The sequence below is a fragment of the Pseudomonas fluorescens group sp. genome (genome assembly GCF_020093335.1).
Lineage (GTDB): Bacteria > Pseudomonadota > Gammaproteobacteria > Pseudomonadales > Pseudomonadaceae > Aquipseudomonas > Aquipseudomonas petroselini.
On the sequence record NZ_JAIOKW010000002.1, the window covers coordinates 19,263 to 43,495 of the forward strand.

21 protein-coding genes and 1 pseudogene are annotated in these 24,233 nt (G+C 60.1%); 17 read left to right on the forward strand and 5 right to left on the reverse strand.

Annotated elements, in window-relative coordinates:
* Positions 1-102 precede the first annotated feature (102 nt).
* The 3 genes from dapA to K7431_RS03070 all read left to right on the forward strand — a co-directional run bounded on the left by dapA (position 103) and on the right by K7431_RS03070 (position 3,623).
* Positions 103-966 (forward strand): 4-hydroxy-tetrahydrodipicolinate synthase, encoded by an 864-nt coding sequence (gene dapA / locus K7431_RS03060; protein WP_012724561.1) that lies wholly within the window; start codon positions 103-105, stop codon positions 964-966.
* 117 nt (positions 967-1,083) lie between these two features.
* Entirely contained in the window at positions 1,084-2,460 is a 1,377-nt protein-coding gene (locus tag K7431_RS03065; protein WP_012724562.1) for a pyridoxal-phosphate dependent enzyme, read from the forward strand.
* Entirely contained in the window at positions 2,457-3,623 is a 1,167-nt protein-coding gene (locus K7431_RS03070; RefSeq protein ID WP_012724563.1) for a cystathionine gamma-synthase, read from the forward strand. The genes K7431_RS03065 and K7431_RS03070 overlap by 4 nt, the downstream gene beginning before the upstream one ends.
* A gap of 240 nt (positions 3,624-3,863) precedes the next feature.
* Here K7431_RS03070 and K7431_RS03075 read toward each other — a convergent pair whose 3' ends face one another.
* Complete coding sequence (locus tag K7431_RS03075) at positions 3,864-6,062, reverse strand: OsmC domain/YcaO domain-containing protein (RefSeq protein WP_012724564.1); 2,199 nt, start codon at positions 6,060-6,062, stop codon at positions 3,864-3,866.
* Positions 6,063-6,225: 163 nt separating this feature from the next.
* Between K7431_RS03075 and K7431_RS31385 the strand changes: the two are divergent.
* Positions 6,226-6,498: pseudogene (locus tag K7431_RS31385) on the forward strand (PAS domain-containing protein); the annotation flags it as partial.
* Positions 6,499-6,756: 258 nt separating this feature from the next.
* On the forward strand, positions 6,757-7,791 hold the full coding sequence (locus tag K7431_RS03080; RefSeq protein ID WP_412070938.1) for a methyl-accepting chemotaxis protein: 1,035 nt from the start codon (positions 6,757-6,759) through the stop codon (positions 7,789-7,791).
* A 78-nt stretch (positions 7,792-7,869) separates the two neighbouring features.
* On the opposite strand, the gene K7431_RS03085 is transcribed toward K7431_RS03080, so the two are convergent.
* Positions 7,870-9,273, reverse strand: coding sequence for an XAC2610-related protein (locus K7431_RS03085; protein ID WP_012724566.1), 1,404 nt, complete (start codon positions 9,271-9,273; stop codon positions 7,870-7,872).
* 130 nt (positions 9,274-9,403) lie between these two features.
* Here K7431_RS03085 and K7431_RS03090 point away from each other — a divergent pair, with 130 nt between their 5' ends.
* The 6 genes from K7431_RS03090 to K7431_RS03115 all read left to right on the forward strand — a co-directional run bounded on the left by K7431_RS03090 (position 9,404) and on the right by K7431_RS03115 (position 13,832).
* The gene (locus K7431_RS03090; RefSeq protein WP_012724567.1) at positions 9,404-9,880 is read left to right on the forward strand and encodes a GNAT family N-acetyltransferase; all 477 of its coding nucleotides are present in this window, start codon (positions 9,404-9,406) and stop codon (positions 9,878-9,880) included.
* 186 nt (positions 9,881-10,066) lie between these two features.
* Positions 10,067-11,344, forward strand: a complete 1,278-nt coding sequence (locus K7431_RS03095) for a PDDEXK-like family protein (protein WP_012724568.1) — start codon at positions 10,067-10,069, stop codon at positions 11,342-11,344.
* 41 nt (positions 11,345-11,385) lie between these two features.
* Positions 11,386-12,219, forward strand: a complete 834-nt coding sequence (locus K7431_RS03100; protein WP_012724569.1) for a hypothetical protein — start codon at positions 11,386-11,388, stop codon at positions 12,217-12,219.
* A 48-nt stretch (positions 12,220-12,267) separates the two neighbouring features.
* Positions 12,268-12,993 (forward strand): hypothetical protein, encoded by a 726-nt coding sequence (locus tag K7431_RS03105; RefSeq protein ID WP_012724570.1) that lies wholly within the window; start codon positions 12,268-12,270, stop codon positions 12,991-12,993.
* Between the two features lie 56 nt (positions 12,994-13,049).
* On the forward strand, positions 13,050-13,610 hold the full coding sequence (locus K7431_RS03110; protein WP_012724571.1) for a cysteine hydrolase family protein: 561 nt from the start codon (positions 13,050-13,052) through the stop codon (positions 13,608-13,610).
* A gap of 33 nt (positions 13,611-13,643) precedes the next feature.
* Positions 13,644-13,832: a hypothetical protein gene (locus K7431_RS03115; RefSeq protein WP_043205435.1), complete on the forward strand. Its 189-nt coding sequence runs from the start codon at positions 13,644-13,646 to the stop codon at positions 13,830-13,832.
* A gap of 276 nt (positions 13,833-14,108) precedes the next feature.
* Here K7431_RS03115 and K7431_RS03120 read toward each other — a convergent pair whose 3' ends face one another.
* Positions 14,109-14,801 carry a glutathione S-transferase gene (locus K7431_RS03120; RefSeq protein ID WP_012724573.1) on the reverse strand — a complete coding sequence of 231 codons (693 nt, stop codon included), beginning with the start codon at positions 14,799-14,801 and terminating at the stop codon, positions 14,109-14,111.
* 141 nt (positions 14,802-14,942) lie between these two features.
* Here K7431_RS03120 and K7431_RS03125 point away from each other — a divergent pair, with 141 nt between their 5' ends.
* The 6 genes from K7431_RS03125 to K7431_RS03150 all read left to right on the forward strand — a co-directional run bounded on the left by K7431_RS03125 (position 14,943) and on the right by K7431_RS03150 (position 20,873).
* Entirely contained in the window at positions 14,943-15,506 is a 564-nt protein-coding gene (locus tag K7431_RS03125; protein WP_012724574.1) for a TetR/AcrR family transcriptional regulator, read from the forward strand.
* 190 nt (positions 15,507-15,696) lie between these two features.
* Complete coding sequence (locus K7431_RS03130) at positions 15,697-16,752, forward strand: AMP-binding protein (protein ID WP_012724575.1); 1,056 nt, start codon at positions 15,697-15,699, stop codon at positions 16,750-16,752.
* A 10-nt stretch (positions 16,753-16,762) separates the two neighbouring features.
* Positions 16,763-17,539: an ABC transporter ATP-binding protein gene (locus tag K7431_RS03135; RefSeq protein ID WP_012724576.1), complete on the forward strand. Its 777-nt coding sequence runs from the start codon at positions 16,763-16,765 to the stop codon at positions 17,537-17,539.
* A gap of 2 nt (positions 17,540-17,541) precedes the next feature.
* Positions 17,542-18,423, forward strand: coding sequence for a branched-chain amino acid ABC transporter permease (locus tag K7431_RS03140; protein WP_012724577.1), 882 nt, complete (start codon positions 17,542-17,544; stop codon positions 18,421-18,423).
* A gap of 22 nt (positions 18,424-18,445) precedes the next feature.
* A complete protein-coding gene (locus K7431_RS03145) occupies positions 18,446-19,513 on the forward strand; it encodes a branched-chain amino acid ABC transporter permease (RefSeq protein WP_012724578.1) in 1,068 nt (355 codons plus the stop codon).
* Between the two features lie 28 nt (positions 19,514-19,541).
* Complete coding sequence (locus K7431_RS03150) at positions 19,542-20,873, forward strand: ABC transporter substrate-binding protein (protein WP_012724579.1); 1,332 nt, start codon at positions 19,542-19,544, stop codon at positions 20,871-20,873.
* Between the two features lie 331 nt (positions 20,874-21,204).
* Here K7431_RS03150 and nirD read toward each other — a convergent pair whose 3' ends face one another.
* Complete coding sequence (nirD, locus tag K7431_RS03155) at positions 21,205-21,567, reverse strand: nitrite reductase small subunit NirD (protein ID WP_012724580.1); 363 nt, start codon at positions 21,565-21,567, stop codon at positions 21,205-21,207.
* Positions 21,567-24,107 carry a nitrite reductase large subunit NirB gene (gene nirB, locus K7431_RS03160; protein WP_043205436.1) on the reverse strand — a complete coding sequence of 847 codons (2,541 nt, stop codon included), beginning with the start codon at positions 24,105-24,107 and terminating at the stop codon, positions 21,567-21,569. The genes nirD and nirB overlap by 1 nt, the downstream gene beginning before the upstream one ends.
* Positions 24,108-24,233 lie beyond the last annotated feature (126 nt).

Consider the following 24,233-nt stretch of genomic DNA (forward strand, 5'->3'; position numbering starts at 1 on the left):
GATGAGCTGACAGGACATTGAGCGCGACGGTCTACCCACCTTGCACACTTGCCTCTGCCCTTCTGACGGTGACTCCAGCGGTCAATCATCAGGAGAAAGTGCATGTCAACGTTTCAAGGTATCTGGGTTCCCGTGGTCACGCCGTTCCACCACGGCGCTATCGACTTTAACGGCCTGCACCGGCTGGTCAGTCACCTGCTGGAAAAGCACGTGTCCGGGATCATGGTGTGCACCACCACCGGGGAAGCGGCGTCGCTGAGCCGTCAGGAGCAACTGGCCGTGCTGGATGCGGTGTTGCAATGGGTGCCCGCGCACCAAGTGGTGATGGGCCTGGCAGGCAATAACCAGGTCGAGTTGCTGCAGTTCCAACGTGAAGTGCTGCAACGCCCGGTGGCCGGGTTACTGGTGCCGGCGCCGAGTTATATCCGCCCATCCCAGGCGGGCCTGGAAGCGTTCTTCCGTACCGTGGCCGATGCGTCCAGCGTGCCGATCATTCTCTACGACATTCCCTACCGTACCGGCGTGACCTTCGACCAGGTGACCCTGCTCAACATCGTTGCCCATGAGCGCATCGTGGCGATCAAGGATTGCGGTGGCAACCTGGGCAATACCCTCGCGCTGCTGGCCAGCGGTGAGGTGGACGTGCTGTGCGGCGAAGACGTACAGATGTTCAACGCGTTGTGCCTCGGCGCGACCGGAGCCATTGCGGCCTCGGCACATATTCAGACGCAAGCGTTTGTGGCGCTGTGCCAGCAGGTACGCGACAACCAGTTGGCCGAAGCGCGAGCGACATTCTTTCAGTTGCTGCCGCTGATCAACACACTGTTCATGGAGCCCAACCCGGCGCCGGTCAAGGCCGCGCTGGCCCTGCAAGGCTTGATCGGCGGCGAATTGCGCGCGCCGATGCAGGCCGCCACTACCGCCGTTGTCACGCGTTTACAGCAGGTGCTGAACCCGCCCGGCTAATGCGCCAAAAACAGTCAGCCAACGGACCGTCCGGTTGCGACCGGACCGATCCCGGCCTATCGTCGAACCCACGCTTTGCGCTTTTGCTGTCCATCCCATCCGTATTCAGGTGACGACATGCCCAGCCCTTCCCGCCCCGCCGTACTCGAACTGATCGGCAACACACCACTGGTGCGCGTCAGCCGTTTCGACACCGGTCTGTGCACGCTGTTTCTCAAACTGGAATCCCAAAACCCCGGCGGCTCCATCAAGGACCGCATCGGCCTGGCCATGATCGACGCTGCCGAGCGCGACGGCCGCCTGCGCCCCGGCGGCACCATCATCGAAGCCACCGCCGGCAACACCGGCCTGGGCCTGGCACTGGTCGGCCGGGCCAAAGGCTACCGGGTGGTGCTGGTGGTGCCCGACAAGATGTCCACGGAAAAAGTGTTGCACCTCAAGGCCATGGGCGCCGAGGTGCACATCACCCGCTCCGATGTGGGCAAAGGCCACCCCGAGTATTACCAGGACGTGGCCGCACGCCTGGCCAAGGACATCCCGGAGTCCTTCTTCGCCGACCAGTTCAACAACCCGGCCAACCCTCTGGCCCACGAGACTAGCACCGCGCCGGAGATCTGGGCACAAACCCAACATGATCTGGACGCAATCGTGGTGGGCGTCGGCTCGGCCGGCACACTCACCGGCCTGACGCGGTTCTTCAAGCGCGTGCAACCCGAACTGGCCATGGTACTTGCCGATCCCGTGGGTTCGGTGATGGCCGAGTACAGCCGCAGCGGCCAGTTGGAGACGCCAGGCTCGTGGGCGGTGGAAGGCATTGGCGAGGACTTCATCCCCTGGATTGCCGACCTGTCCAGCGTGCGCCATGCCTATTCCATCAGCGATGAAGAAAGCTTCGATCACGCCCGCCAGTTACTCAAGGCCGAGGGCATTCTCGGCGGGTCGTCCACCGGCACCCTGCTCGCCGCCGCACTGCGTTACTGCCGCGAACAGACCACGCCCAAGCGCGTGGTCACGTTTGTGTGCGACACGGGCACACGCTACCTGTCGAAGGTCTACAACGACCAATGGATGAACGACGCGGGCCTGCTGCACTACAAGCACTACGGCGACCTGCGCGACCTGATCGCGCGGCGCTTCGAAGACGGCCGAGTCATCAGCGTGAGCCCTGACGACAGCCTGCTCACCGCATTCCAGCGCATGCGCCTGGCGGATGTCTCGCAACTGCCGGTGTTGGTGGACGGCCGTGAGTTGGTGGGGGTGATCGATGAGTCCGACATCCTGCTGGGCCTGCACCAGGACGCCGCGCATTTCAACATGAGGGTCGCCAGCGCCATGACCAATACCCTGCAAACCCTCGCCCCCAACGCCAGCCTGGCGGAGCTTCAGGCGGAGCTGGATCGCGGCCTGGTCGCCATTATTGCCGATGCTTCAGGCTTTCACGGCCTGATCACCCGCGTCGACCTGCTCAACCACCTACGGAGATCCCTCGCATGAGTCAGTCCGATAAAAGCGCGTTTGCCACCCGCGTGATCCACGCCGGGCAATTTCCCGACCCGACCACTGGCGCGCTGATGCCACCGATCTACGCGAACTCCACCTACCTGCAAGACAGCCCCGGTGTGCACAAGGGCTTCGATTACGGCCGCTCCCACAACCCCACGCGGTTTGCCCTGGAGCGCTGCGTGGCCGACCTCGAAGGCGGCAGCCAGGCGTTTGCCTTCGCATCCGGGCTGGCGGCGATCTCGACGGTGCTGGAGCTGTTGGATGCCGGCGCCCACATCGTCTCCGGCAATGACCTATACGGCGGCACCTTCCGCCTGTTCGACAAGGTGCGCCAACGCAGCGCCGGGCACCGCTTCAGCTTTGTCGACCTGAGTGATGTGTCGGCATTTGAAGCGAGCTTGCAGGACGACACCCGCATGGTCTGGGTCGAGACCCCCAGTAACCCGCTGCTGAGTCTCACCGACCTCAGCGCCATTGCCCGCATCTGCCGCGATCGAGGCATCATCTGCGTGGCCGACAACACCTTCGCCAGCCCGTGGATCCAGCGCCCGCTGGAGCTGGGTTTTGACGTGGTGGTGCACTCTACGACCAAGTACCTCAACGGCCACTCCGATGTGATCGGCGGTATTGCCATTGTCGGCGATAACCCCGAACTGGCCGAACGTCTGGGTTTCCTGCAGAACTCGGTCGGCGCCATCGCCGGCCCCTTCGATGCCTTCCTCACCCTGCGCGGCGTGAAAACCCTGGCGCTGCGCATGGAGCGCCATTGCAGCAACGCCCTCGACCTGGCCACCTGGCTGGAGCAGCAACCGCAAGTGGCGCGGGTTTACTACCCCGGCCTCACGTCCCACCCGCAGCATGCACTGGCGCGCCAACAGATGCGCGGCTTTGGCGGGATGATCTCGATTGACCTGAACAGCGACCTGGCCGGCGCCACGCGCTTCCTGGAAAACGTCAAGATCTTCGCCCTGGCCGAAAGCCTCGGCGGCGTGGAAAGCCTGATCGAGCACCCAGCGATCATGACCCATGCAAGCATCCCGGCGGCCACGCGGGCGCAGTTGGGGATTGGCGATGGGTTGGTGCGGTTGTCGGTGGGGGTTGAGGATGTGGAAGACCTGCGCGCCGACCTGGCGCAGGCGTTGGCACGCATCTAAACAGGTTGGATTGGTTTGTGTAGTGAGCGCGCTCTTGTGGTTGAGCACGCTCTTGTAGTGAGCGGGCTTGCCCCGCGCTGGCCTGCGAAGCAGGCCCAAACCACCCCGAACACAAAAAATCTGATACTCCCCATGGGGCTGCTACGCAGCCCAGCGCGGGGCAAGCCCGCTCACCACAAGAGCCCGATCACCACAACAATCACGCTCACCACAACAAGCCAGCTCCTGCAGGGCCAAGTATCAGCCGGTGGTGACGGTGGCACGTGCCGCATGCAGCTTCTTGTAGCTCTCGATCAAACGTTGATGCCGGTCCAACCCCTCCAGCTTCATGCTGGTCGGCGTCAGGCCATGGAAGCGCACATCGCCGTTCACCGAACCAATCACTGCATCCATCCGCTCATCGCCGAACATGCGGCGGAAGTTGGCCTCGTAATCCGCCAGGTCCAGGTCGTCGTCCAGCTCCATCTCCAGCACCGCATTCATTGCCTGGTAAAACAGGCCACGCTCGGCGGTGTTGTCGTTGTACTGCAGGAACATCTCCACACACTCCTTGGCCTCTTCATATTGCTGCAAGGCCAGGAAGATCAGCAGCTTCAATTCCAGGATGGTCAGTTGGCCCCAGGCGGTGTTGTCGTCGAACTCGATGCCGATCAGGGTGGTGATATCGGTGTAGTCGTCCAGCTCGCTCTCTATCAGGCGCTCGACCAACGCCTGCAACGCTTCCTCGTTGAGGCTGTGCAGGTTGAGGATGTCCTCGCGGAAGAACAGCGCCTTGTTGGTGTTGTCCCAGATCAGGTCATCCACCGGGTAGATTTCCGAGTAGTCCGGCACCAGGATGCGGCACGCGGTAGCGCCGAGGTGTTCGTACACCGCCATGTAGGATTCTTTACCCATGCCTTCAAGAATACCGAACAGGGTCGCGGCCTCCTGGGCATTCGAGTCTTCGCCTGCGCCCGTGAAGTCCCACTCGACGAATTCGTAGTCCGACTGGGCGCTGAAGAAGCGCCACGACACCACGCCGCTGGAGTCGATGAAGTGCTCGACGAAGTTGTTCGGTTCGGTCACCGCCTGGCCTTCGAAGGTCGGCTGCGGCAAGTCGTTCAGGCCTTCGAAACTGCGGCCTTGCAGCAGTTCGGTGAGGCTGCGTTCCAGCGCCACTTCCAGGCTTGGGTGCGCGCCGAAGGAGGCGAATACGCCGCCGGTACGCGGGTTCATCAGGGTCACGCACATCACCGGGAATTCACCGCCCAGTGACGCGTCTTTCACCAAGACAGGGAAACCCTGGGCTTCCAGGCCCTGGATACCGGCGAGGATGCCTGGGTACTTGGCCAGCACCTCGGCCGGTACGTCCGGCAAGGCGAATTCGCCTTCAATGATTTCACGCTTCACGGCGCGCTCGAAGATCTCCGACAGGCACTGCACCTGGGCTTCGGCCAGGGTGTTCCCCGCGCTCATGCCGTTGCTGAGGTAGAGGTTTTCGATCAGGTTGGACGGGAAGTACACCACCTCACCGTCCGACTGGCGCACGAACGGCAGCGAAACGATACCGCGTTCCTCATTGCCGGAATTGGTGTCGAACAGGTGCGAACCGCGCAGCTCGCCTTCGCGGTTGTAGACCTTCAGGCAGTAGGCGTCGAGGATTTCCTTGGGCAGTTCGTCGTTGGGGCCTGGCTGGAACCAGCGCTCGTCCGGGTAATGCACGAACGGCGCATTCGCCAGCTCTTCGCCCCAGAACTGGTCGTTGTAGAAGAAGTTGCAGTTAAGCCGCTCGATGAACTCGCCCAGTGCCGACGCCAAGGCGCCCTCTTTGGTCGCGCCCTTGCCGTTGGTGAAGCACATCGGCGAGTGCGCATCTCGGATATGCAGCGACCACACGTTAGGCACGATATTGCGCCACGAAGCGATCTCGATCTTCATGCCCAGTCCGGCCAGAATGCCGGACATGTTGGCGATGGTCTGCTCCAGTGGCAGGTCTTTGCCGGCGATGTAGGTGCCGCCGTCGGAGGTCGAACCGGGCATCAACAAGGCCTGGGCATCGGCGTCCAGGTTCTCGACTTCCTCGATGACGAACTCCGGTCCGGCCTGCACCACTTTTTTGACCGTGCAACGGTCGATGGAACGCAGGATGCCCTGGCGGTCCTTGTCGGAGATGTCCGCCGGCAACTCGACCTGAATCTTGAAGATCTGGTTATAGCGGTTTTCCGGGTCGACGATGTTGTTCTGCGACAGGCGAATATTGTCGGTGGGGATATTGCGCGTCTGGCAATACAACTTCACGAAGTACGCCGCGCACAAGGCCGACGACGCCAGGAAGTAATCGAACGGCCCCGGTGCCGAGCCATCGCCTTTATAGCGAATCGGCTGGTCGGCAATCACCGTGAAGTCATCGAACTTGGCTTCAAGTCGGAGGTTGTCGAGAAAGTTGACCTTGATTTCCATGGGGGCACACCAGAATAACGGACTAAACAAAAATGGCCGCCATTATGAGGTTTTTCATCGGGAAGTTTCAGGCTTTTGACCAGTGGCGGGCCAATTGACCCATGTGGATTAACTTTTTTGCAATTGGCGCCGATGAACTGAGGGCAATCAGGGAGTAGTCGGAATGCGCAATAACCAGCCCGTAACACAGCGTGAGATTTCCCTCGCGCCTTCGCAAAAACTCATCTCCGCCACAGATGTCCGAGGTGTCATCACTTACTGCAACGACGCCTTTGTCGAGATCAGTGGTTTTGAACGCGCCGACCTGATCGGCGCCCCGCAGAATATCGTACGTCACCCGGATGTGCCGCCCGCGGTTTTTGCGCACATGTGGGGTGCGCTCAAACAAGGCCTGCCCTGGATGGGCATCGTCAAGAACCGCTCGAAAAATGGCGACCACTATTGGGTCAACGCCTATGTCACGCCGATCTTCGAGGGCAGCAAGGTGGTGGGTTACGAGTCGGTGCGGGTCAAGCCTACTGCCGATGAAATCCGCCGTGCCCAGGCCTTGTACCAACGCATCAGCCAAGGCAAGCCGGGCGTACCGCGCCTGGATGCCTGGCTGCCGGCCGCGATCAGTTGCGTGCCGTACGTGGCGACCGGATTGGCCGGCAGCCTCGCGGGGTTATTCCTCAGTGCACCCATCGCCATCGCGGTGGCTGTTGCGGTCGCCGTGCCGGTGGGTGTGCTCTGCTCGCGCTGGCGCCAAGGCAGCACGTTGCGCCTGCTGCAAGGTGTGGAGCCTTCGACGTCGGATGCCTTGATCGCGCAGATGTACAGCGATGCACGCGGCCCACAGGCCCGTCTGGAAACCGCGTTCCTCAGCCAGGACGCGCGCCTGAAAACCTGCCTCACCCGCCTGCAGGACAGTGCCGAACAGTTGAGCGCCCTGGCCGGGCAATCCGATCAGCTGGCCACCGCCAGCTCCAAGGGCCTGGACCGCCAGCGCGTCGAAACCGAACAGGTCTCGGCCGCCGTCAACCAGATGGCCGCTACCACCCAGGAAGTCGCCAGCCACGTTCAACGTACCGCCGACGCCACTCAGCAAGCCAACGTACTGACTGGGCGCGGCCGTGAAGTGGCGCGTGATACCCGCGAAGCCATCGAACGCCTGTCCGCAGTGGTCGGCGAAACCGGAGCCACCGTGGCGCGATTGGCCAAGGACAGTGACGAAATCGGCAGCGTAGTGGATGTGATCAAGGGCATTGCCGACCAGACCAACTTACTGGCCCTGAACGCCGCCATCGAAGCCGCACGGGCTGGCGAGCAAGGCCGTGGTTTTGCCGTGGTCGCCGACGAAGTGCGCCAACTGGCACAGCGTACGTCCCAGTCCACCACCCAGATCCACGCGCTGATTACCCAGCTGCAGGCGTCTTCAAACAACGCGGTGCAAAGCATGGAGCACGGCCAACGCCAAGCCCAAGAAGGCGTGGCCTGGGTGCTGGAGGCCGACCAGGCGCTGGTAGGCATCAGCGAGGCCGTGTCCCATATCACCGAAATGACCACCCAGATCGCCGCCGCCACCGAAGAGCAAAGCGCGGTCGCCGAGGAGATCAGCCGCAACATCACCACCATCGCCGAACTGGCCGACCAGACCTCGATGCAAGCCCATCAATCCACGGACTTGAGCAAGGAGCTGACGAATACCGCGGCCACCCAATATGCATTGGTCGAGCGGTTCAATCGCTGACGGTGAGCACCGTTGAGAAGCGACGCTCGACGGTGCAACGCTTTACGCCAAAGGAGACGCCCATCAGCCGGTTTCAAGTCATGGCTGCTTACGGTACTTCCCCGTCAAGTAATCCAGGCTGTCGGGCGCCGAGTTGTGTTCAATGACCGCGAAGTTCTTTACCAGTTGGATGTGGTACGGGCCTGCCCGTTTGGACGCCAGGGGGTCACGCACGATAATCAGGTTTTCGGTTTCCATCGGCACGGTGTGATGCGCGGTCACGATGGCTTTGGAGGTGCCGGTGGCTTTGAGTGTGAGGGTGAATTGCGCGAGTTCCCGGCCCTCGGCATCGCGTTCGGGCAAGATAGTCAGGTCCAGGTCGCCATCGCGGTCGAGGAAGTCATCACGCATCTGGTAATGGCCACTGCGTTGGTCGCGCGCGACTTCGCTGAGTTTGTCGTACTCCGGTTCGCGGTCCTCACGCTGCAATTGGATCTCCAGTTCAGGCGTGTTGCCCTTGCCGCCAGCCACCCAGCTACCGCTGTAGCGATAAGGCTCGACGGTTTCCTGGGTTATGCGCCAGATCCCGGTCTGGTGGCCGTCATCGGCGTATTCGAACAGGTAGTCGAACGCCTTGCCGTCATACTCGCCCTGCTCACCCACCAGCTTGATCGGCTTGCCACTGCCACTTTTGGTGTAACGCACTTCACCGATCAGCACCGCACCTTGCTGCTGGTACCAGAGTTGCACCGGGATCTTGCCGTTGAGGGTGCCGACCAAGTACTGAGGGTCTTCATTGACGGGGCCTTCGAGGCGCGGTGTCTCCTGCCAGTTACCGTCTTTCCACTCGCCAGTGGTGCGCAGCATGTAGCCACGGGGCATGCTCGAGTTTTCTCCATCCTCGGTAGGCGGGACTTCTTGTTGGGTGTAGGAATCCAGCCGCACCAACTCACCGTCGCGCATGTGCAAACGGCTGGAACGTGTCCAGCAGCAGCCACGGTTGGTTTGCGAATGGATGATGCCGTCCTTCGCGACTGAAAACATCCCGCCGAAGGTTTCGTTCGCCAGGTCGGTCAATGGACGGTTCAGTACCCATTGGGTTTTAACCGGGTCTTGCAGATACACATCGTAGTGGTACTGCAAGCTCTCATTGGCATCTTCACCATTACGAATCGCCAGGTCCTGGCGCCCATCCCCGTTGATATCGGCGAAGTACAACAAGCCGTACTCGCCCACCAGATGGTCAGCGCGTGTCGCGCCATTGCGATCCTGCGGCACGTTACCGGCCGGGGTCTGCAACTGTTGCAGGGTTTCTAGGGTGGTTCTGTCACGCACGGTGATCAGGGCGCGAGCCAGTTGCTGCACGTCTTGCGGCACGTCCGGGAACACTGCTTCGACCAGGAATTTGCCACTGGGATCGTTGACCGAGAACGAGCGCGGCTCGGCCATGGCCGGTGCGGCAAAGGTTATCGAAAGGAACACACCGCGCACTAACGAACGCATTCAGAGCATCCTTGCTGAAATTCGGGGCAGCAGTGTAATGGCAAACGGCGGCTGCTTCGCATAAATCCCTGTTTGGGTCTACGCATGGGCTGATATGTTTCGCGTCACGCCAGCAAAAGGATGTGCAAACATGCCCTACACACCCCCTCAAACGGCTTCAGTCGTTTTGGTCCAGGCTCAACAAAGCGATGTGGACGACCTTGTAACCATTCGAATCGAGGCTATGCGCGAAAGCCTGGAGCGTGTTGGCCGCTTTGATCCAGTGCGCGCGAGGGAGCGGTTTCTGAATGGTTTTGAAGCCCACAACACACGCTACATCGAGGTTTCTGGAGAGCGGGTAGGTTTCGTAGTCGTCAAGCAGTACCACAATGAACTGTTACTCGATCATTTGTACGTTAGACCGAGCATGCAAGGATCAGGCATCGGCGCTGCTGTTCTCACGCAGATCTTCAACGAAGCCGATGCAGCTGAGCGCCCTATTAAAGTGGGGGCACTCAAAGACAGTGCCTCGAATCGCTTTTATACCCGCCATGGTTTCAAGTTCGTCGAAAGCAGTGAATTCGACAATTATTATGTTCGTCAGAGCGTGTCGCATGATCAATGCTGAAGGCTTCTGCAATGGCTTCGAAATGACCGGCCAAAAGCGGATCTATGGTTACTGACTGTTGCCGCTGGACACAAGAAATGACATCATATCGCCATCACCCTGATTGCGAATTACGACAGCACTTTTTCTGTGCGCGTTAGACATAATTTGCCGCCGCCCCACCCTATTTGAAGTGAGCGTTACCGCATGGATGCAACAATCGGAGCCGTAGAGGACTTCCTCTGTGACCCAAAACTGTCTGAGCTCTGTGAAATCCTGAAAATCGGAGATGACATCCTTGATGTCATAACCCTCAGTGAAAATCAGCACTCGGATTTCCTTGCCTGGCTATTCGACCCGCGAGAGGGACACGGGCAAGGCGATCAGATCGTGCGCGACCTGCTGATCAGCGCAACCCAAGCAGCCGCTGACTGCGGACTCGATGGAAGAAGTACGACGTCCCGCTTTTTTACTGAATGGCCACCGTCCAGAATCCGTACGGCCAGCTTCGGCAGCGTCTTCACGGCTCGAGAGTTAGGATTAAAAGCGGCTGAGCGCGTTGACTTGTTTGTGATCGACCCGGACAACAAGTTCGTGCTGTTGATAGAGAACAAGGCTGGCACTGCGCACAGCGAGCTTCAGTTAGACACTTATCGCGCCAACTGGCAGGAAGTAGTAGCCAGCAATCCTCATCTGAAGGACTACAGCAGCGTCCACATTGCCCTTGATCGGGATTTTGTAGGAGGAGACTGGTCGGAGCGTCCTTCCAATGGCTATTGGCTACATCTCGGGTATGACTGGCTAAAAGCATCGGCTGACCGCGCGCTGCTGCACATGGAGCGCGGTAACGCGGCGGCCAGATTGGTCGTGAGCTACTGCAACCGGCAAACCGAATGGGAAAGTCCTGCAAGCCAGCGAGCAATCACGTTGGCAGCAGAGTTACATCAATCACACGGTTCTGCTGTCAGGCACATGCTTGAAACCAACACTGGGCGCCTCGAGAAATGTTGGTTACAAGACGGTAGCTCGAAGCACATGATTTTCATGCTGCAGAATAAAGCGGCGTTTACATTGCTTCGCGATACTCAGGGGATGGCCTCGATAAAAGAAATGCTGTTGGCAAAGGTGCCTGGTTTCAGTCGGGAAACTATCGATCATGCCCGTGCTTGGCTGGCCGTATGTCCCCCGCGCTGGGAACAGTTTATTCGCGAGCACTATTGGCCGGTTTACCTTCATGTCAGGTACACGGACAGTACGAAAACGAAATACGATATTTCGTTGATTCTCGACGTGGCCCAAGCCAAATCCGAAGCTGAGGGAGAGCAGCTACGGGAATACCTCAAGTCATTTGATAGCCGCTTTGCAAGACATCAGGGAACGTCAGTGCGAAAAGTTGTGCTTAACCGAGAGCTTGGCGTTGTTGATCTGACCCGCAAGCTTAAAGAGCATGCAAACCGGTTGAAAAAGTCTGTACCTAATGGCTGAAAGCACAACGAACAACCGAGATCATCTCAAGGGAAACTGAAGTGAGCGAGCCATTTAACTACCAATCTGACGATTACGATAGAAATGCACAAAGGCATGTGATTCCTCTATACATCAAGGACAGCTTGGGAAACTATGAGTTTTCATCTACAGGCACGCTGGCAAAATACGACGGGCATCATTACATTTTATTTGCTGCACATGCATTGAACGGCAGCACTTCGATTGACAAAATCTACCTATTCATGACGGACGGCAGCTTCTATAACATCTGCGAAAATGCTATCGGCCATCAAATTTTCGAACAAGAAGATATTGTTATTGTAGATCATTTCAATACCGCCTTTGAGGGAAAGAATTATTTCAATCTAACCCTGAGCAGCCTGATTGGATTTGATAAAAAATACTTCGCCTGGATCGGTTTTCCCGTAAGCCAGTCGAAGTCGAAAAAAATCCACAACTCCAAATCTCCGGAATCCCTGGTCCAGCAATATGTTGAGGACGGCGAGAGCGGGCGTTACTTTAAAAATGCGAAATACTACTCTATTCGCTCTCGAATAGTGACTAACAATAATGCAGAAATAACTGGGAAATACATCCGCAAAAACGCCAACTTAAAATATGCCGGCCCTGTCAGCACTGCACCTCACCCTGCCGGAATGAGCGGGGGCGCTATGTATTTTTTCGCTAAGGAACAAAAGCTAAAAGCCAGCATTGACGATACATTCCGCTTCGCTGGAATTGGCATAAAATACAGAAAAGACAATACAATAATTGGGGTTCCAAAACTAAAAATCATGGAGCTTCTGCAACGTTTTAACGATGAAAACCCTTTAAAATTTGAACTTATCGCGCCCGCACTCGCAAGCGTATAAAGGGCCATTTCATTTCATCATCACTTTGAATATCACAAGGAATACGCTGTGTTCAAAGACAAACTCGAATTCATTGAAAACCCCTTGATCTGGACAGTCAACATTGCCGCAGCCGTTTTGTCTTGGAAGTATTGGGACGGTCTAGACACGGGCAAGGACAACATCGGAAACGGCGCCATCACCATAGCCGCTTTAATCGTACTGACGGTATCGAGTTTCTGGATTTACTTTAGAGCCGACAAAAAAGTACGCGATTTTCTTTCCAGCGAACAACAGAAGCCACTGTTCACAACCGTTGAATCACTGGCAACCATCCGCAAAAACCCTGTCAAGTTTTGTCTGTATGCAAAAAGCAGCGAAGGTAAGTTTCAGGCTGCTTTTGCTCTTGCAAGCGTTTGGACATCCGCCATTCTGGCGATTGCACTGACCGGACCCAGTGGCTCCACAATTGAAGGAATTGGAGTCCGGGTAATACCTTACGTCGGCCTGACACTGGCCGTGATCGTGTGGATAACAACCGCCTATGCTCTTTTTATGACTCATAAGATCGCTGAAAAGGATTGGTTTAGTCTCACAGAGAATCCCCCAACAGCCAAAGTTCCGAGTGAATACGTGCAAGGCTCGGTCATGTGCAGGTCTCCTGATCCACTTGAGAGCTGGGGCAAGAAAAATTTTCATGTATGCAACATTTCAGATATTAATGGCCCGAGAATGCCTAACAAAGACGACGTGCGTGAAAAAATCTTGTGGTCCTACATGAAACTCCCCATGTAGGTGTAAACCCCGTCGGATCATCTAACTATATAGCCGGTCAATAAAAGGGATGCGCCATGCCGCCGATAGCCACCCACACCGCACTGCTGATCATCGACATGCAGCAAGGCATGACCCAGCCAACGCTGGGGCGGCGTAACAACCCAGGCGCCGAAGTGCAGATACAGCGCCTGTTGGATGCGTGGCGACAATCCGGCCGCCCGGTCGTGCACATCCGGCACATTTCCCGTTCGCCCGGCTCGGTGTTCTGGCCGGGCCAACCGGGTTGCGAGTTCCAGCCGGCGCTGGAACCGCTTGCGCATGAGCATGTGGTGGAAAAGAACGTGCCGGATGCCTTCGCCGCCACGGGGTTGGAGCGCTGGCTGCAGGTGCGTTCGATCCGGCAATTGGTGATCGTCGGTGTGATCACCAATAACTCGGTGGAGTCCACGGCACGTTCCGGCGGCAACCTGGGTTTTGAGGTGACGGTGGTTTCAGACGCCTGCTACACCTTCGATCAAACGGATTTGTCCGGGCGCCTGTGGCCGGCCGAGGATGTGCATGCGTTGTCGTTGAGTAACCTGGCAATGGATTATGCCGAGGTTGTCACTGCCGACGAGATCCTGGCTCATGATTGAGCGCACCTGTCACCGGTAGGGTGCGGCTGACGCGTGCGCTTGCAGATACGCCGTCAACAACAGCGTGGTCTGTTGCTCCAGCGCGGCTTCAACAGCCGGCGACGCATTACCTTCCAGCACGGTGCGTACCGGGCCGACGCCCATTTGCACGAAAACCTTGCCGTGGATGAATTGATATCGACGGACGAAGTGTTTGCCGAACTGAACGCAATCGCGGGCTGAAAGCGTCAGAGGTTCAATCGTTGCGCAACGCCCCATGTGGGTCTTCTGCGTAAGGCAGCGCGTTGTTCCAGTGATAAAACCAGACGGGCATGCTGCGTGTGTGCTCCGGTTCCGAGGCGTAGCGCGGGAAAAGATGTTGCGGGCCCGTGCGACGCGTTCCGTGATAAGCGTCACCGTGACCAGTACGGGGTTTAGCCAGGCATGCCATTTTCAGAACGGCACAAACCCACCCCCACAGCGGAAAGTAATCCATGCAAATGGGCCGCCTTTTCCAACCTAGCGAGGCTGCGCCACCATCGCTCGCCACGCCTGGACGCTGGCGCGCTCATTCACCTTGGCTTGCCACGCATGCAGTGCCTCACATTCCTGCGGTATCGGCAGTTCCACCAGTGCGGCGAAGATCAGGCCGCCCAGTACGGCAATGTCCGCCATGGAAAACGCATCGCCCGCTACGTACGCCCGTGTTTTGAGGAGGCCATCGAAGTAGCGCATGCCCCTCACCGCCTTATCGCGCATACGCATGCCCCATTCGGCGTTCTGGTAAAGCTCGACCTCTGGTCCAAGCCCAGGCGTGGCGTGATGGAAATAGACGCTGACCGCGTCCATCAGCTCAATTTCCGCACGTTTGGTCAGCATATGGATCAGGCCTTGCTCAACGGGAGTTTTACCGGTGAGGGTCGGGGTTCCTTCAAGGACGTCCAGGTACTGAGTGATCGCGGTGCATTCAGCGATCAACGTGCCGTCTGGAAGCTCCAGCACCGGCAGGGTGCCGGAGTAATTCAGGGCGAGGAATGCAGGCTGTTTGTGCTCGCCCTTCCAGAGGTTGACCGAGACGAACTCGATGCTCGGCAGCAGGCCTTTCTCGGCCAAGGCGATCCGCACGCGTGCCGGATACGGGCCGCTGTACCAGTCATAGATCTTCATCAGCGGGTGGGAGGATGCGTCGGAGTGTGTCGGTTGGAACGTCATGATGGGGTCGCCTACCTGTCAAGTGGTAGGTAAACATTGAGCGCTTGTTTTTCAGCTGTCAAGCATTACCTACCAGTTGGCAGGTAAAACCTTATGGGCGTAGAATCCGCCCATCCCACCCCACGACCGAGGAATCCCTACGTGAGTGAAAACGCGCGTGAAGCCATCCTGGAAGCCGCCAAAGCCGCGGCTCAGCATTACGGCTACAGCGGCATCAACTTTCGCAGCATCGGCGAAACGGTAGGGATCAAGAACGCCAGTATCTATTACCACTTCCCGAGCAAAGCCGAGCTCGGCGCGGCCGTCGCCAAGCGGTATTGGGAAAACACCGCCAGTGCTCTCGAGGCCATACGCCTGGAAAACCCGGATCCGCTGGAGTGTATGCAAATCTACCCCAGCATCTTTCGCCAATCCCTCGAGGACGGTAATCGGCTATGCCTGTCCAGCTTTATGGCGGCCGAATACCAGGACCTGCCCGAGGCCGTCAAGAAAGAGATCCTGGCGTTTGCCGATATCAACGTGGCTTGGCTGGCGGCCCTGCTCACTGAGATCCAACCCGGCGATGCCGAAAGCTGCGAGCGCCGCGCCCGCGCCATCTACACCGCCATTGCCGGTGCACAGTTGATTGCCCGCACGCGCGCCGATCTGCGTTTGTACGACGAACTGGTGCAGAGCTATCGGGACGCGGGGCTCATTCCGACGTGACGGGCGGGGGCCCGCCACCGAAGACATCCACTGACACCGCTGTTGGCGCAACAACAGTGCTTGGACAGCTTGTGCGGAATCAACACAACCCAACTCCTCACGAAACACGCGTATCCCATTGAAATAAAAGCATTTAACGCTATGGCATGACGCGTGCAAAAGCCTTCGCATCAACCCGAAGGATGCCCCCATGCCTCAAACACTGCCCCAGGCGCTGTTGCTTCAAGCCCACACCCGAGGCTCGGCGATTGCCTTGCGCTACAAGCATCTGGGCATCTGGCACACGCGCAGCTGGAGCGAACTGGCGCACGAGGTCAACCGGCTCGCCGCGGCCCTGCAGGCGCGCAATTTCCGTCAGCACGATGATCTGTTGATCATCAGCCAAGCGCGTCCCGAAGCGCTGCTGTTGGCGCTGGCGGCGCAATGGCTGGGGGGCAGCGTCACGCTGCTGGACCCGGACCGCGACAACCGTGCGCTGCTCGCCGGGCTGCGGCCGCGCTTCGTGCTGGCGCAAGACCTGCAAGCGCTGCAACACCTGCGTGAAGACGCAGTAGTGATGTACCTCGACGGACGTGGGCTGAGTCAGCAGCAAAGCGCCGAGTTGATCGCCTATACCGACTTAAGCGCGGAAACGCCCGCCCCCGTCTGCGCCACGCAACCCGGCGATACTGCGTTCGTCTTTCATGCCGACACCCCGCTGCGCTTGACTCACACGCAGTTGCTGGCGGGCGCTCGCACGCTGGTCCAGCGGGAACAACTGAGCGCCGAAGAGGAGGCATTGGCCGCACGGGTATTCGCCGCCAGCGGGCAAGCGCGTTACCTGCTCGCTCCCTGGCTGCACACCGGGTTTTGCCTCAACTTTCCCGAGGCTCTGGCCACGCGTGACACCGACCGCCGAGAGCTCGGCCCCACGTTAGTACTCGGCACCCGCGAATCCTACGCCCGCCTGGAACAGTGGGTGCAAGAGCGCCTGCCCATGCCGGGCACCCTCAGCCACCACGTGTACCGCTGGGCCATGCAGCCGAGCTCATCCCCCGCTCGCCACTGGCTGGGCCACTGGTTGGTGCGGCGTCCCTTGCGGGATGTGCTGGGCATGAGCCGCCTGCGTGTGCCGCTGCTGGTCGGACCGCCGCTGAGCCCGGAAACGGCGGCGTTCTTCTCCGCCTTGGGGATTCGACCCGGCCACTGGCAAGAGCCCTCCCCCCGCCACGAACCCATCGACCACTTGCTGTCTCAGCCTGTCTGACGAGCCCGCCATGCACTCACCCACTCAATCGGTATTACTGCGGCTCGATGACATCTCCCTGTCGTTCAAGGGTATCAAGGCCATCACCTCCATCAGTTTCGACGTCAAAGCCGGCGACATCTGCGGGCTGATCGGCCCCAACGGCGCGGGTAAAAGCTCACTGCTCAATGTGATCAACGGGGTCTACCACCCCCAGAGCGGCACTGTCCACTACGCGGGCCAGACGCGACGGCGTATGCGCGCACACCAGGCGGCCGAAGGCGGGATTGCGCGGACCTTCCAGAACATCGCGCTGTTCAAGGGCATGAGTGTGCTCGACAACGTCCTCACCGGGCGCAACCTCAAGCGCCGCAGCAGTTGGATCGAACAGATGCTGCGCCTGGGCCGCGCGCCCAGCGAGGACGACACGCACCGCCTGCACGCGGAAAAGGTGATTGCCTTTCTGCAGATCCATCCCTGGCGCCATGTGCTGGTAGGCACCCTGCCCTATGGCCTGCAAAAGCGTGTCGAACTGGCCCGCGCCCTGGCGTCCGAGCCCACCCTGCTACTGCTGGATGAACCCATGGCGGGCATGAACGCGCAGGAGAAAGCGCAGATGAGTCAGTTCATCCGCGACATCAACCGCGAGTTCGGCACCACCGTGGTGTTGATCGAACACGATATCGGCGTGGTCATGGGCCTGTGCGACCACGTGGTGGTCCTCGACTACGGTCGCAAGATTGGCGACGGCACCCCGGAGCAGGTGCGCGCCAACCCCGATGTCATCGCCGCTTACCTGGGGACTTGAGCATGGAATTTTTCTTCGAAGTGCTGATCGGCGGGCTGCTGGCGGGCGTGATGTATTCCCTGGTGGCGATTGGTTTTGTGCTGATCTACAAAGCCTCGGGCGTGTTCAACTTTGCCCAGGGCGCCATGGTGCTGTTCGCCGCGCTGACATTTGTCAGCCTGCTGGAACGCGGCTTCCCCTTCGCCTGGGCGTTCCTGCTCACCCTGGCAAGCATGGTGGTGCTGGCGCTGCTGATCGAAAAAGTGGTGCTGCGCCCCTTGGTCAATCGCCCGCCGATCATCCTGTTTATGGCCACCCTTGGGCTGTCTTACCTGATCGAAGGGTTCGCCCAGTTCCTCTGGGGCGCACAGGTGCATGGGCTGGACCTGGGCATCGCCGACGAGCCGCTGGAAATCCGCGGCATGCTGCTCTCGCAATTCGACCTGTTTGCCGCCGGCACCGCCGCCGTGCTGGTGATCGCCCTGTCGCTGCTGTTCAACAAGACGCGGGTGGGTCTGTCGTTGCGTGCGGTGGCGGATGACCCGCTGGCGTCCATGGCGGTGGGTATCCGGCTGCCGCGTATCTGGGCGCTGGTGTGGGCGGTGGCGGGGTTTGTCGGCCTGGTGGCCGGGTTGCTCTGGGGCGCGCGCCTGGGGGTGCAGTTCTCGCTGTCGCTGGTGGTGCTCAAAGCGTTGCCGGTGTTGATCATCGGCGGTTTCTCTTCCATCGGCGGCGCGATTGTCGGCGGTTTGATCATCGGCGCAAGCGAGAAAATCGCCGAGATCTACCTCGGCCCGATCATCGGCAGCGGCATTGAAAACTGGGTGCCGTACGTCCTTGCCTTGCTGTTCCTGCTGGTGCGGCCTGCCGGCTTATTCGGCGAGCGCGCCATCGAACGGGTCTGATTGTCCTTGAGGAAATGCCTGCATGCTGTATCAAGAAGTCGGTCAAATCAGCACCTCCTACGCGGCCGAGCGCCGTACCTTTCGTCTGCGCCAGGACCGCATCGGGCTGTGGCTGCTGCTGGGCTTTGCGTTTTTTGCGCTGCCGTGGCTGGGCAATGACTACTGGTTCAGCGCCATTCTGGTGCCGCTGCTGGTGCTGTCGCTGGCGGGGCTTGGGCTCAACCTGCTGACGGGCTACGCCGGGCAACTCTCATTGGGCTCGGCAGCGTTCATGGCCGTGGGCGCGTTCGCCGCCTACAACCTGCACCTGCGCGTGCCCGGTTTGCCGCTGCTGGTCAGCTTTGCCCTGGGGGGTGTGATCGCGGCGCTGGTGGCGGTGCTCTTCGGGCTGCCGAGCCTGCGTATCAAGGGGTTTTACTTGCTGGTGGCGACCCTGGCCGCGCAGTTCGTGGTGGAGTGGGTGCTCACCCGCTTCAGCTGGTTCACCAACGACAACGCTTCCGGGGTGATCACCTCGCCACCGCTGCTGGTTGCCGGGCTGGATTTCAGCTCACCCCGAGGCCGCTATGTACTGACGTTGACCCTAGTGGCGGCGCTGTTCTGGCTGGGCAAAAACTTGGTCCGCAGCGAGCTTGGCCGCAACTGGATGGCGGTACGCGACATGGACACCGCCGCCGCCGTCATCGGTATTCGCCTGTTGAAAACCAAGCTGCTGGCGTTTGCGATCAGCGGCTTTTACTTGGGCGTCGCGGGCTCACTGTGGGCCTTCGCTTACCTGGGCACCGTCGAGCCTCACGGCTTCGACCTGAGCCGCTCCTTCCAGGTCTTGTTCATCATCATTATCGGCGGCCTGGGCAGCGTGCTCGGCAACTTCCTGGGGGCGGCGTTCATCGTGTTGTTCCCAATCCTGCTGGGCAACCTCTTCGCCCTGCTGCCCGCCGGGCTGATGGACGCGGGCCAATTGGAGAACATCCAGAAGATGCTCTTCGGCGCGCTGATCATCGCTTTTTTGATCAAGGAACCGGAGGGGCTGGCCCGCCTGTGGCAGCGCTTTCGTCAACGGGCCAGGGTGTGGCCGCTGCGTTACTGAACTCAATAACCTCCCAGGAATGACCTCCATGACACACCGCTTATCGCTGCGCCGCCTGGCCTTGGGCCTGGCCCTGATCACCGGCACGTTCTCGGCCGGCGCCCAGGCTGCCAACGAACAATACTTTCCGTTGCAGAGCTACCGGGTCGGCCCGTATGCCGCCGGCGGCACCGGTTTCTTCGGCGGGTTTATCGACTACCTGCAATACATCAACGCCAAGGGCGGGGTTAACGGCGTCAAGCTGACCTGGAGTGAATGCGAGACCGAGTACGTGGTGGAGAAAGGCGTCGAATGCTACGAACGCCTCAAGGGCGGACTCAACGGTGCCCCGGCCGCCGCGACCAACCCGCTGTCTGTGGGCATCGCCTACGCCACCCTGGAACGTTCCACCGCCGACAAATTGCCGCTGATCACCATCAACCACGGCCGTACCGACTCCACCGACGGCAGCGTGTTCCCCTATGTATTTCCGCTGCAGCTCAATCCGTACTCAGAAGTTTCGGCGATCATCAACTACATCGGCCAACGCGAAGGGGGCGCGGACAAGCTCAAGGGCAAGAAAATTGCGGTGCTGTACCACGGCTCGCCGTACGGCAAGGAAACCAATGGCGTACTGGACACCCTGGCAAAAAATGCCGGCTTCGAATTGACCCTGCTCGAAGTGCCGCACCCCGGTAACGAACAGCAATCGCAGTGGCTGAATATCCGCCGCCTCAAACCCGACTGGGTGATCCTGCGTGGCTGGGGCGTGATGAACCCGGTGGCGCTGAAATCCGCGCAAAAAGTCGGCTACCCGGCCGATCACATCATCGGCAATATCTGGAGCAACTCGGAGGAAGACGTGGTGCCCGCCGGTGCCGCCGCCAAGGGCTTTATCTCGATCACCACGCACCCTTCCGGCACCGACTTTCCGGTCTTGCAAGGCATCAAGCAAAGCGTGGTGGACGCCGGCAAAGGCAACCTGGCCGACCCCAAGCGCTTTGGCACCGTGTATTACAACCTGGGCGTGGTCAACGGCATTCTCAACGTCGAAGCGCTACGCCTGGCCCAGGAAAAATACGGCCACCAACCGCTCACCGGCGAACAGGTGCGCTGGGGGTTCGAACACCTGAACCTCGACGATGCACGGCTTCAGGCACTCGGCGCCAAAGGCCTGGTGCAACCGCTGAGACTCTCCTGCGCCGACCACGAAGGCGGCGGCGCCGTGCGCTTCCAGCAATGGGATGGCCAGCGCTGGAACCTGATCAGCGACTGGGTACAGGCCGACCGCGCACTGTTGCGGCCGATCATCGAAGCCTCTGCCGCGCAGTACGCCAAGGAGAAAGGCATCACCCCGCGTGATTGCAGCAAAGAGCAGTAAGCATCTATCGGATGCAACACAGTTCAAATGTGGGAGGGAGCGTGCTCTCGATGGCGGTGGATCAGCCAATGAATCTGTTGACCGGCAGGCCGCTATCGGGGGCAAGCCCCCTCCCACATTTTGACCTCGGTGTATCAGCCCACACTGACTCATGACGCGACGGCGCTGGCCGCCTGATCAGCGACTAGGTGCAGCAGTAAGCTCTATCGGATGCAACGCAGGTCAAATGTGGGAGGGGGCTTGCCCCCGATGGCGGTGGATCAGCCAATGAATCTGTTGACCGGCAGGCCGCTATCGGGGGCAAGCCCCCTCCCACATTTTGACCTGGGTGTCAGCCCACGCTGACTTCCACTACGCCAGCATTCAACCGCACCGGCCACACCCGCAGGCGCTGCTCCGGTGCCTCCAGGCATTGGCCGTCGTGCAAACGGTAATGCTGCTTGTAGATCGGTGCGGCCACCACCAGGTCGCCCTTGATGCTGCCGACCAAGCCACGACCGATCACATTCGCGCCGGATTGCGGGTCGTGGTTGTCGATGGCGTACAGCGTCTGGTCCTGCGCACCGGGCAGGTAGAACAGCGCGACTTGGGCGCCGTCCAGCCACACCACCACCCCGGAATTGCTCACCAGGTCGGCCTCGCTGCACACACCTTTCCAAGTAGCCAGGGTGCGTTGAGTATTAGGCTGGCTCATCAGGCAATCTCCTCGATGACGGGAATCAGGTTGAGTTCAGCGGCCATGATCGGCCGGCGCTGGCCGCGTTCCTGGACGAAGTGAATGTCCGGGTCGGGGCGTTTGTCGTTGACGAAGGTGCGGAAACGCTTGAGTTTTTCCGGGTCCTTGAGGGCGTTGGCCCACTCGCATTCATAGCGGTCGACCACCTGTTGCATCTGCGCTTCCAGCTCGGCACCCAGGCCCAGGCTGTCGTCCAGGATCACATCCTTGAGGAAATCCAGGCCGCCTTCCAGGCTTTCGCGCCATACGGAGGTGCGCTGCAACTTGTCGGCGGTGCGAATGTAGAACATCAGGAAACGGTCGATGTAGCGGATCAGCGTGGCGTCATCCAGGTCGGTGGCGAACAGCTCCGCATGACGTGGGCGCATGCCGCCGTTGCCGGCGATGTAGAGGTTCCAGCCCTTCTCGGTGGCGATCACGCCCACGTCTTTGCTCTGGGCTTCGGCGCACTCGCGGGTGCAGCCGGACACCGCGAACTTGAGCTTGTGCGGCGAGCGCAGGCCCTTGTAGCGGTCCTCGATCAGCAGCGCCATTTTCACGCTGTCTTGCACGCCGTAGCGGCACCAGGTACTGCCCACGCAGGACTTCACCGTGCGCGTGGATTTGCCATACGCATGCCCGGTCTCGAAACCGGCCGCGATCAATTCGGCCCAGATATCCGGCAGCTCGTGCAGTTGCGCGCCAAACAGGTCGATGCGCTGGCCGCCGGTGATCTTGGTGTAGAGGTCGTATTTCTTCGCCACCTCGCCGATCACGATAAGTTTGTCCGCGGTGATCTCGCCGCCCGGAATGCGAGGCACCACCGAGTAGGTGCCGTTCTTCTGCATGTTGGCCATGAACGTATCGTTGGTGTCCTGCAACGGCACCAGGGAGGCGTCCATGATCGGTTGGTTCCAGCACGACGCCAGGATCGAACCCACCGCCGGCTTGCACACGTCGCAACCGGTGTGGCCACGGCCGTGTTTGGCCAGCAGTTCTTCGAAGGTGATGATGCCTTCCACGCGCACCAGGGCATACAGCTCCTGCCGGGTGTGGGCGAAGTGTTCGCACAGGCTTTTGTCGACGCTGACACCCCGGGCGATCAGCTCATGCTCGAACACTTGCTTGAGCAACCCCGCGCAGCCGCCGCAACCGGTGCAGGCCTTGGTCTGGGATTTGAGCAGGCCGAGGTCGCTGCAGCCGCTGTCGATGGCCGAGCAGATCGAGCCTTTGGTCACGTTGTGGCAGGAGCACACCGTGGCCGACTCCGGCAACGCACCGGGGCCGAGGGTCGGCGCACCGCTGGAGGATGGCAGGATCAGGCTGGCCGGCTCGGACGGCAGCACGATGCTGTTCTGCATGTATTGCAGCAAGGTGTCGTAATAGCTGTTATCGCCCACCAAAACAGCACCGATCACGTGCTTGCCCGAGGCATCCACCACCAGCCGGCGGTAGCTGGCGCTGGCCTCGTCGATAAATTGATAACTGCGCGCGCCGGGCGTATGGGCGTGGGCGTCGCCGATGGAGCCCACGTCCACGCCGAGCAACTTGAGTTTGGTCGACATGTCCGCGCCCACAAACGGCTCGGCGGTTTGCTCGCAGAGCAGCGCAGCAACCCCACGGGCCATCTGGTAGCCCGGCGCGACCAGGCCGAACAGGCTGCCGTTCCAGGAGGCGCATTCGCCAATCGCGTAGATGTTCGGGTCGCAGCTCAGGTACTCGTCGTTGATCACCACGCCGCCACGCGGGCCGATCTCCAGGCCGGCCTGGCGAGCCAGTGCGTCCTGGGCGCGGATGCCGGCGGAAAACACGATCAGGTCGGTTTCGAGGAACTCGTCATTGGCAAAATTCATGCGATAGCGGTACTGCTCACCGGCGCTGATCGACTGAGTCGCACGCGACAAATGCACCCCCACGCCCAACCGCTCGATCTGCGCCTTGAGCGCCAGGCCGCCAAAATCGTCCAGTTGCACCGGCATCAAGCGCGGCGCGAACTCCACCACGTGCGCTTCAAGGCCCAGGCTCTTCAGCGCGTTGGCGGCTTCCAGGCCCAGCAGGCCACCGCCCACCACCACACCGCGCCGCGCATTGGCGGCGGCCTTACGGATGGCATCCAGGTCTTCAAGGGTGCGGTACACCAGGCGCGAATCGCCTTCGGCGCCCTCAATGGGCGGCACGAACGGATAGGAACCGGTCGCCAGCACCAGCTTGTCATAGGCCACGCAACCGTCGGCGGTGATCACCTCGCAGCGGGCGCGGTCGATCTCCAATACCGGCACGCCCAGGTGCAACGTCACCCCCGGCGTCTGGTACAGCGAGGCGTCTGAGAGTGCCAGCGACTCAGCATCGCGGCCGGTGAAATACTCGGACAGATGCACCCGGTCATAGGCGCGCATCGGCTCCTCGCTGAACACATGCAAGCGGTAGTGATCCAGCACGCCGCGTTCGATCAGTTGCGCCACACAGTGGTGGCCGACCATGCCATTGCCGACGACGATCAGGGTTTTGAGACTGTTCATATAAATCACCCGACAAAGCTCATCACGGTTTAAAAAAGCAAAAAAAAACGCCTGAAACCTTGCGGTTCCAGGCGTCTTTGCCTGTTCTTATGCGGGTTCGGATCGGGCGACTGCGCCGGATACACC

What these genes read in the sequence shown, in the direction of transcription:
- K7431_RS03150 (WP_012724579.1), top strand. Translation starts at nt 19,542, where the DNA reads ATGACACACCGCTTATCGCTGCGCCGCCTGGCCTTGGGCCTGGCCCTG.
- K7431_RS03135 (WP_012724576.1), top strand. Translation starts at nt 16,763, where the DNA reads ATGCACTCACCCACTCAATCGGTATTACTGCGGCTCGATGACATCTCC.
- K7431_RS03095 (WP_012724568.1), top strand. Translation starts at nt 10,067, where the DNA reads ATGGATGCAACAATCGGAGCCGTAGAGGACTTCCTCTGTGACCCAAAA.
- K7431_RS03090 (WP_012724567.1), top strand. Translation starts at nt 9,404, where the DNA reads ATGCCCTACACACCCCCTCAAACGGCTTCAGTCGTTTTGGTCCAGGCT.
- K7431_RS03120 (WP_012724573.1), bottom strand. Translation starts at nt 14,801, where the DNA reads ATGACGTTCCAACCGACACACTCCGACGCATCCTCCCACCCGCTGATG.
- K7431_RS03140 (WP_012724577.1), top strand. Translation starts at nt 17,542, where the DNA reads ATGGAATTTTTCTTCGAAGTGCTGATCGGCGGGCTGCTGGCGGGCGTG.
- K7431_RS03070 (WP_012724563.1), top strand. Translation starts at nt 2,457, where the DNA reads ATGAGTCAGTCCGATAAAAGCGCGTTTGCCACCCGCGTGATCCACGCC.
- K7431_RS03130 (WP_012724575.1), top strand. Translation starts at nt 15,697, where the DNA reads ATGCCTCAAACACTGCCCCAGGCGCTGTTGCTTCAAGCCCACACCCGA.
- K7431_RS03085 (WP_012724566.1), bottom strand. Translation starts at nt 9,273, where the DNA reads ATGCGTTCGTTAGTGCGCGGTGTGTTCCTTTCGATAACCTTTGCCGCA.
- dapA (WP_012724561.1), top strand. Translation starts at nt 103, where the DNA reads ATGTCAACGTTTCAAGGTATCTGGGTTCCCGTGGTCACGCCGTTCCAC.
- K7431_RS03145 (WP_012724578.1), top strand. Translation starts at nt 18,446, where the DNA reads ATGCTGTATCAAGAAGTCGGTCAAATCAGCACCTCCTACGCGGCCGAG.
- K7431_RS03075 (WP_012724564.1), bottom strand. Translation starts at nt 6,062, where the DNA reads ATGGAAATCAAGGTCAACTTTCTCGACAACCTCCGACTTGAAGCCAAG.
- nirB (WP_043205436.1), bottom strand. Translation starts at nt 24,107, where the DNA reads ATGAACAGTCTCAAAACCCTGATCGTCGTCGGCAATGGCATGGTCGGC.
- K7431_RS03065 (WP_012724562.1), top strand. Translation starts at nt 1,084, where the DNA reads ATGCCCAGCCCTTCCCGCCCCGCCGTACTCGAACTGATCGGCAACACA.
- nirD (WP_012724580.1), bottom strand. Translation starts at nt 21,567, where the DNA reads ATGAGCCAGCCTAATACTCAACGCACCCTGGCTACTTGGAAAGGTGTG.
- K7431_RS03110 (WP_012724571.1), top strand. Translation starts at nt 13,050, where the DNA reads ATGCCGCCGATAGCCACCCACACCGCACTGCTGATCATCGACATGCAG.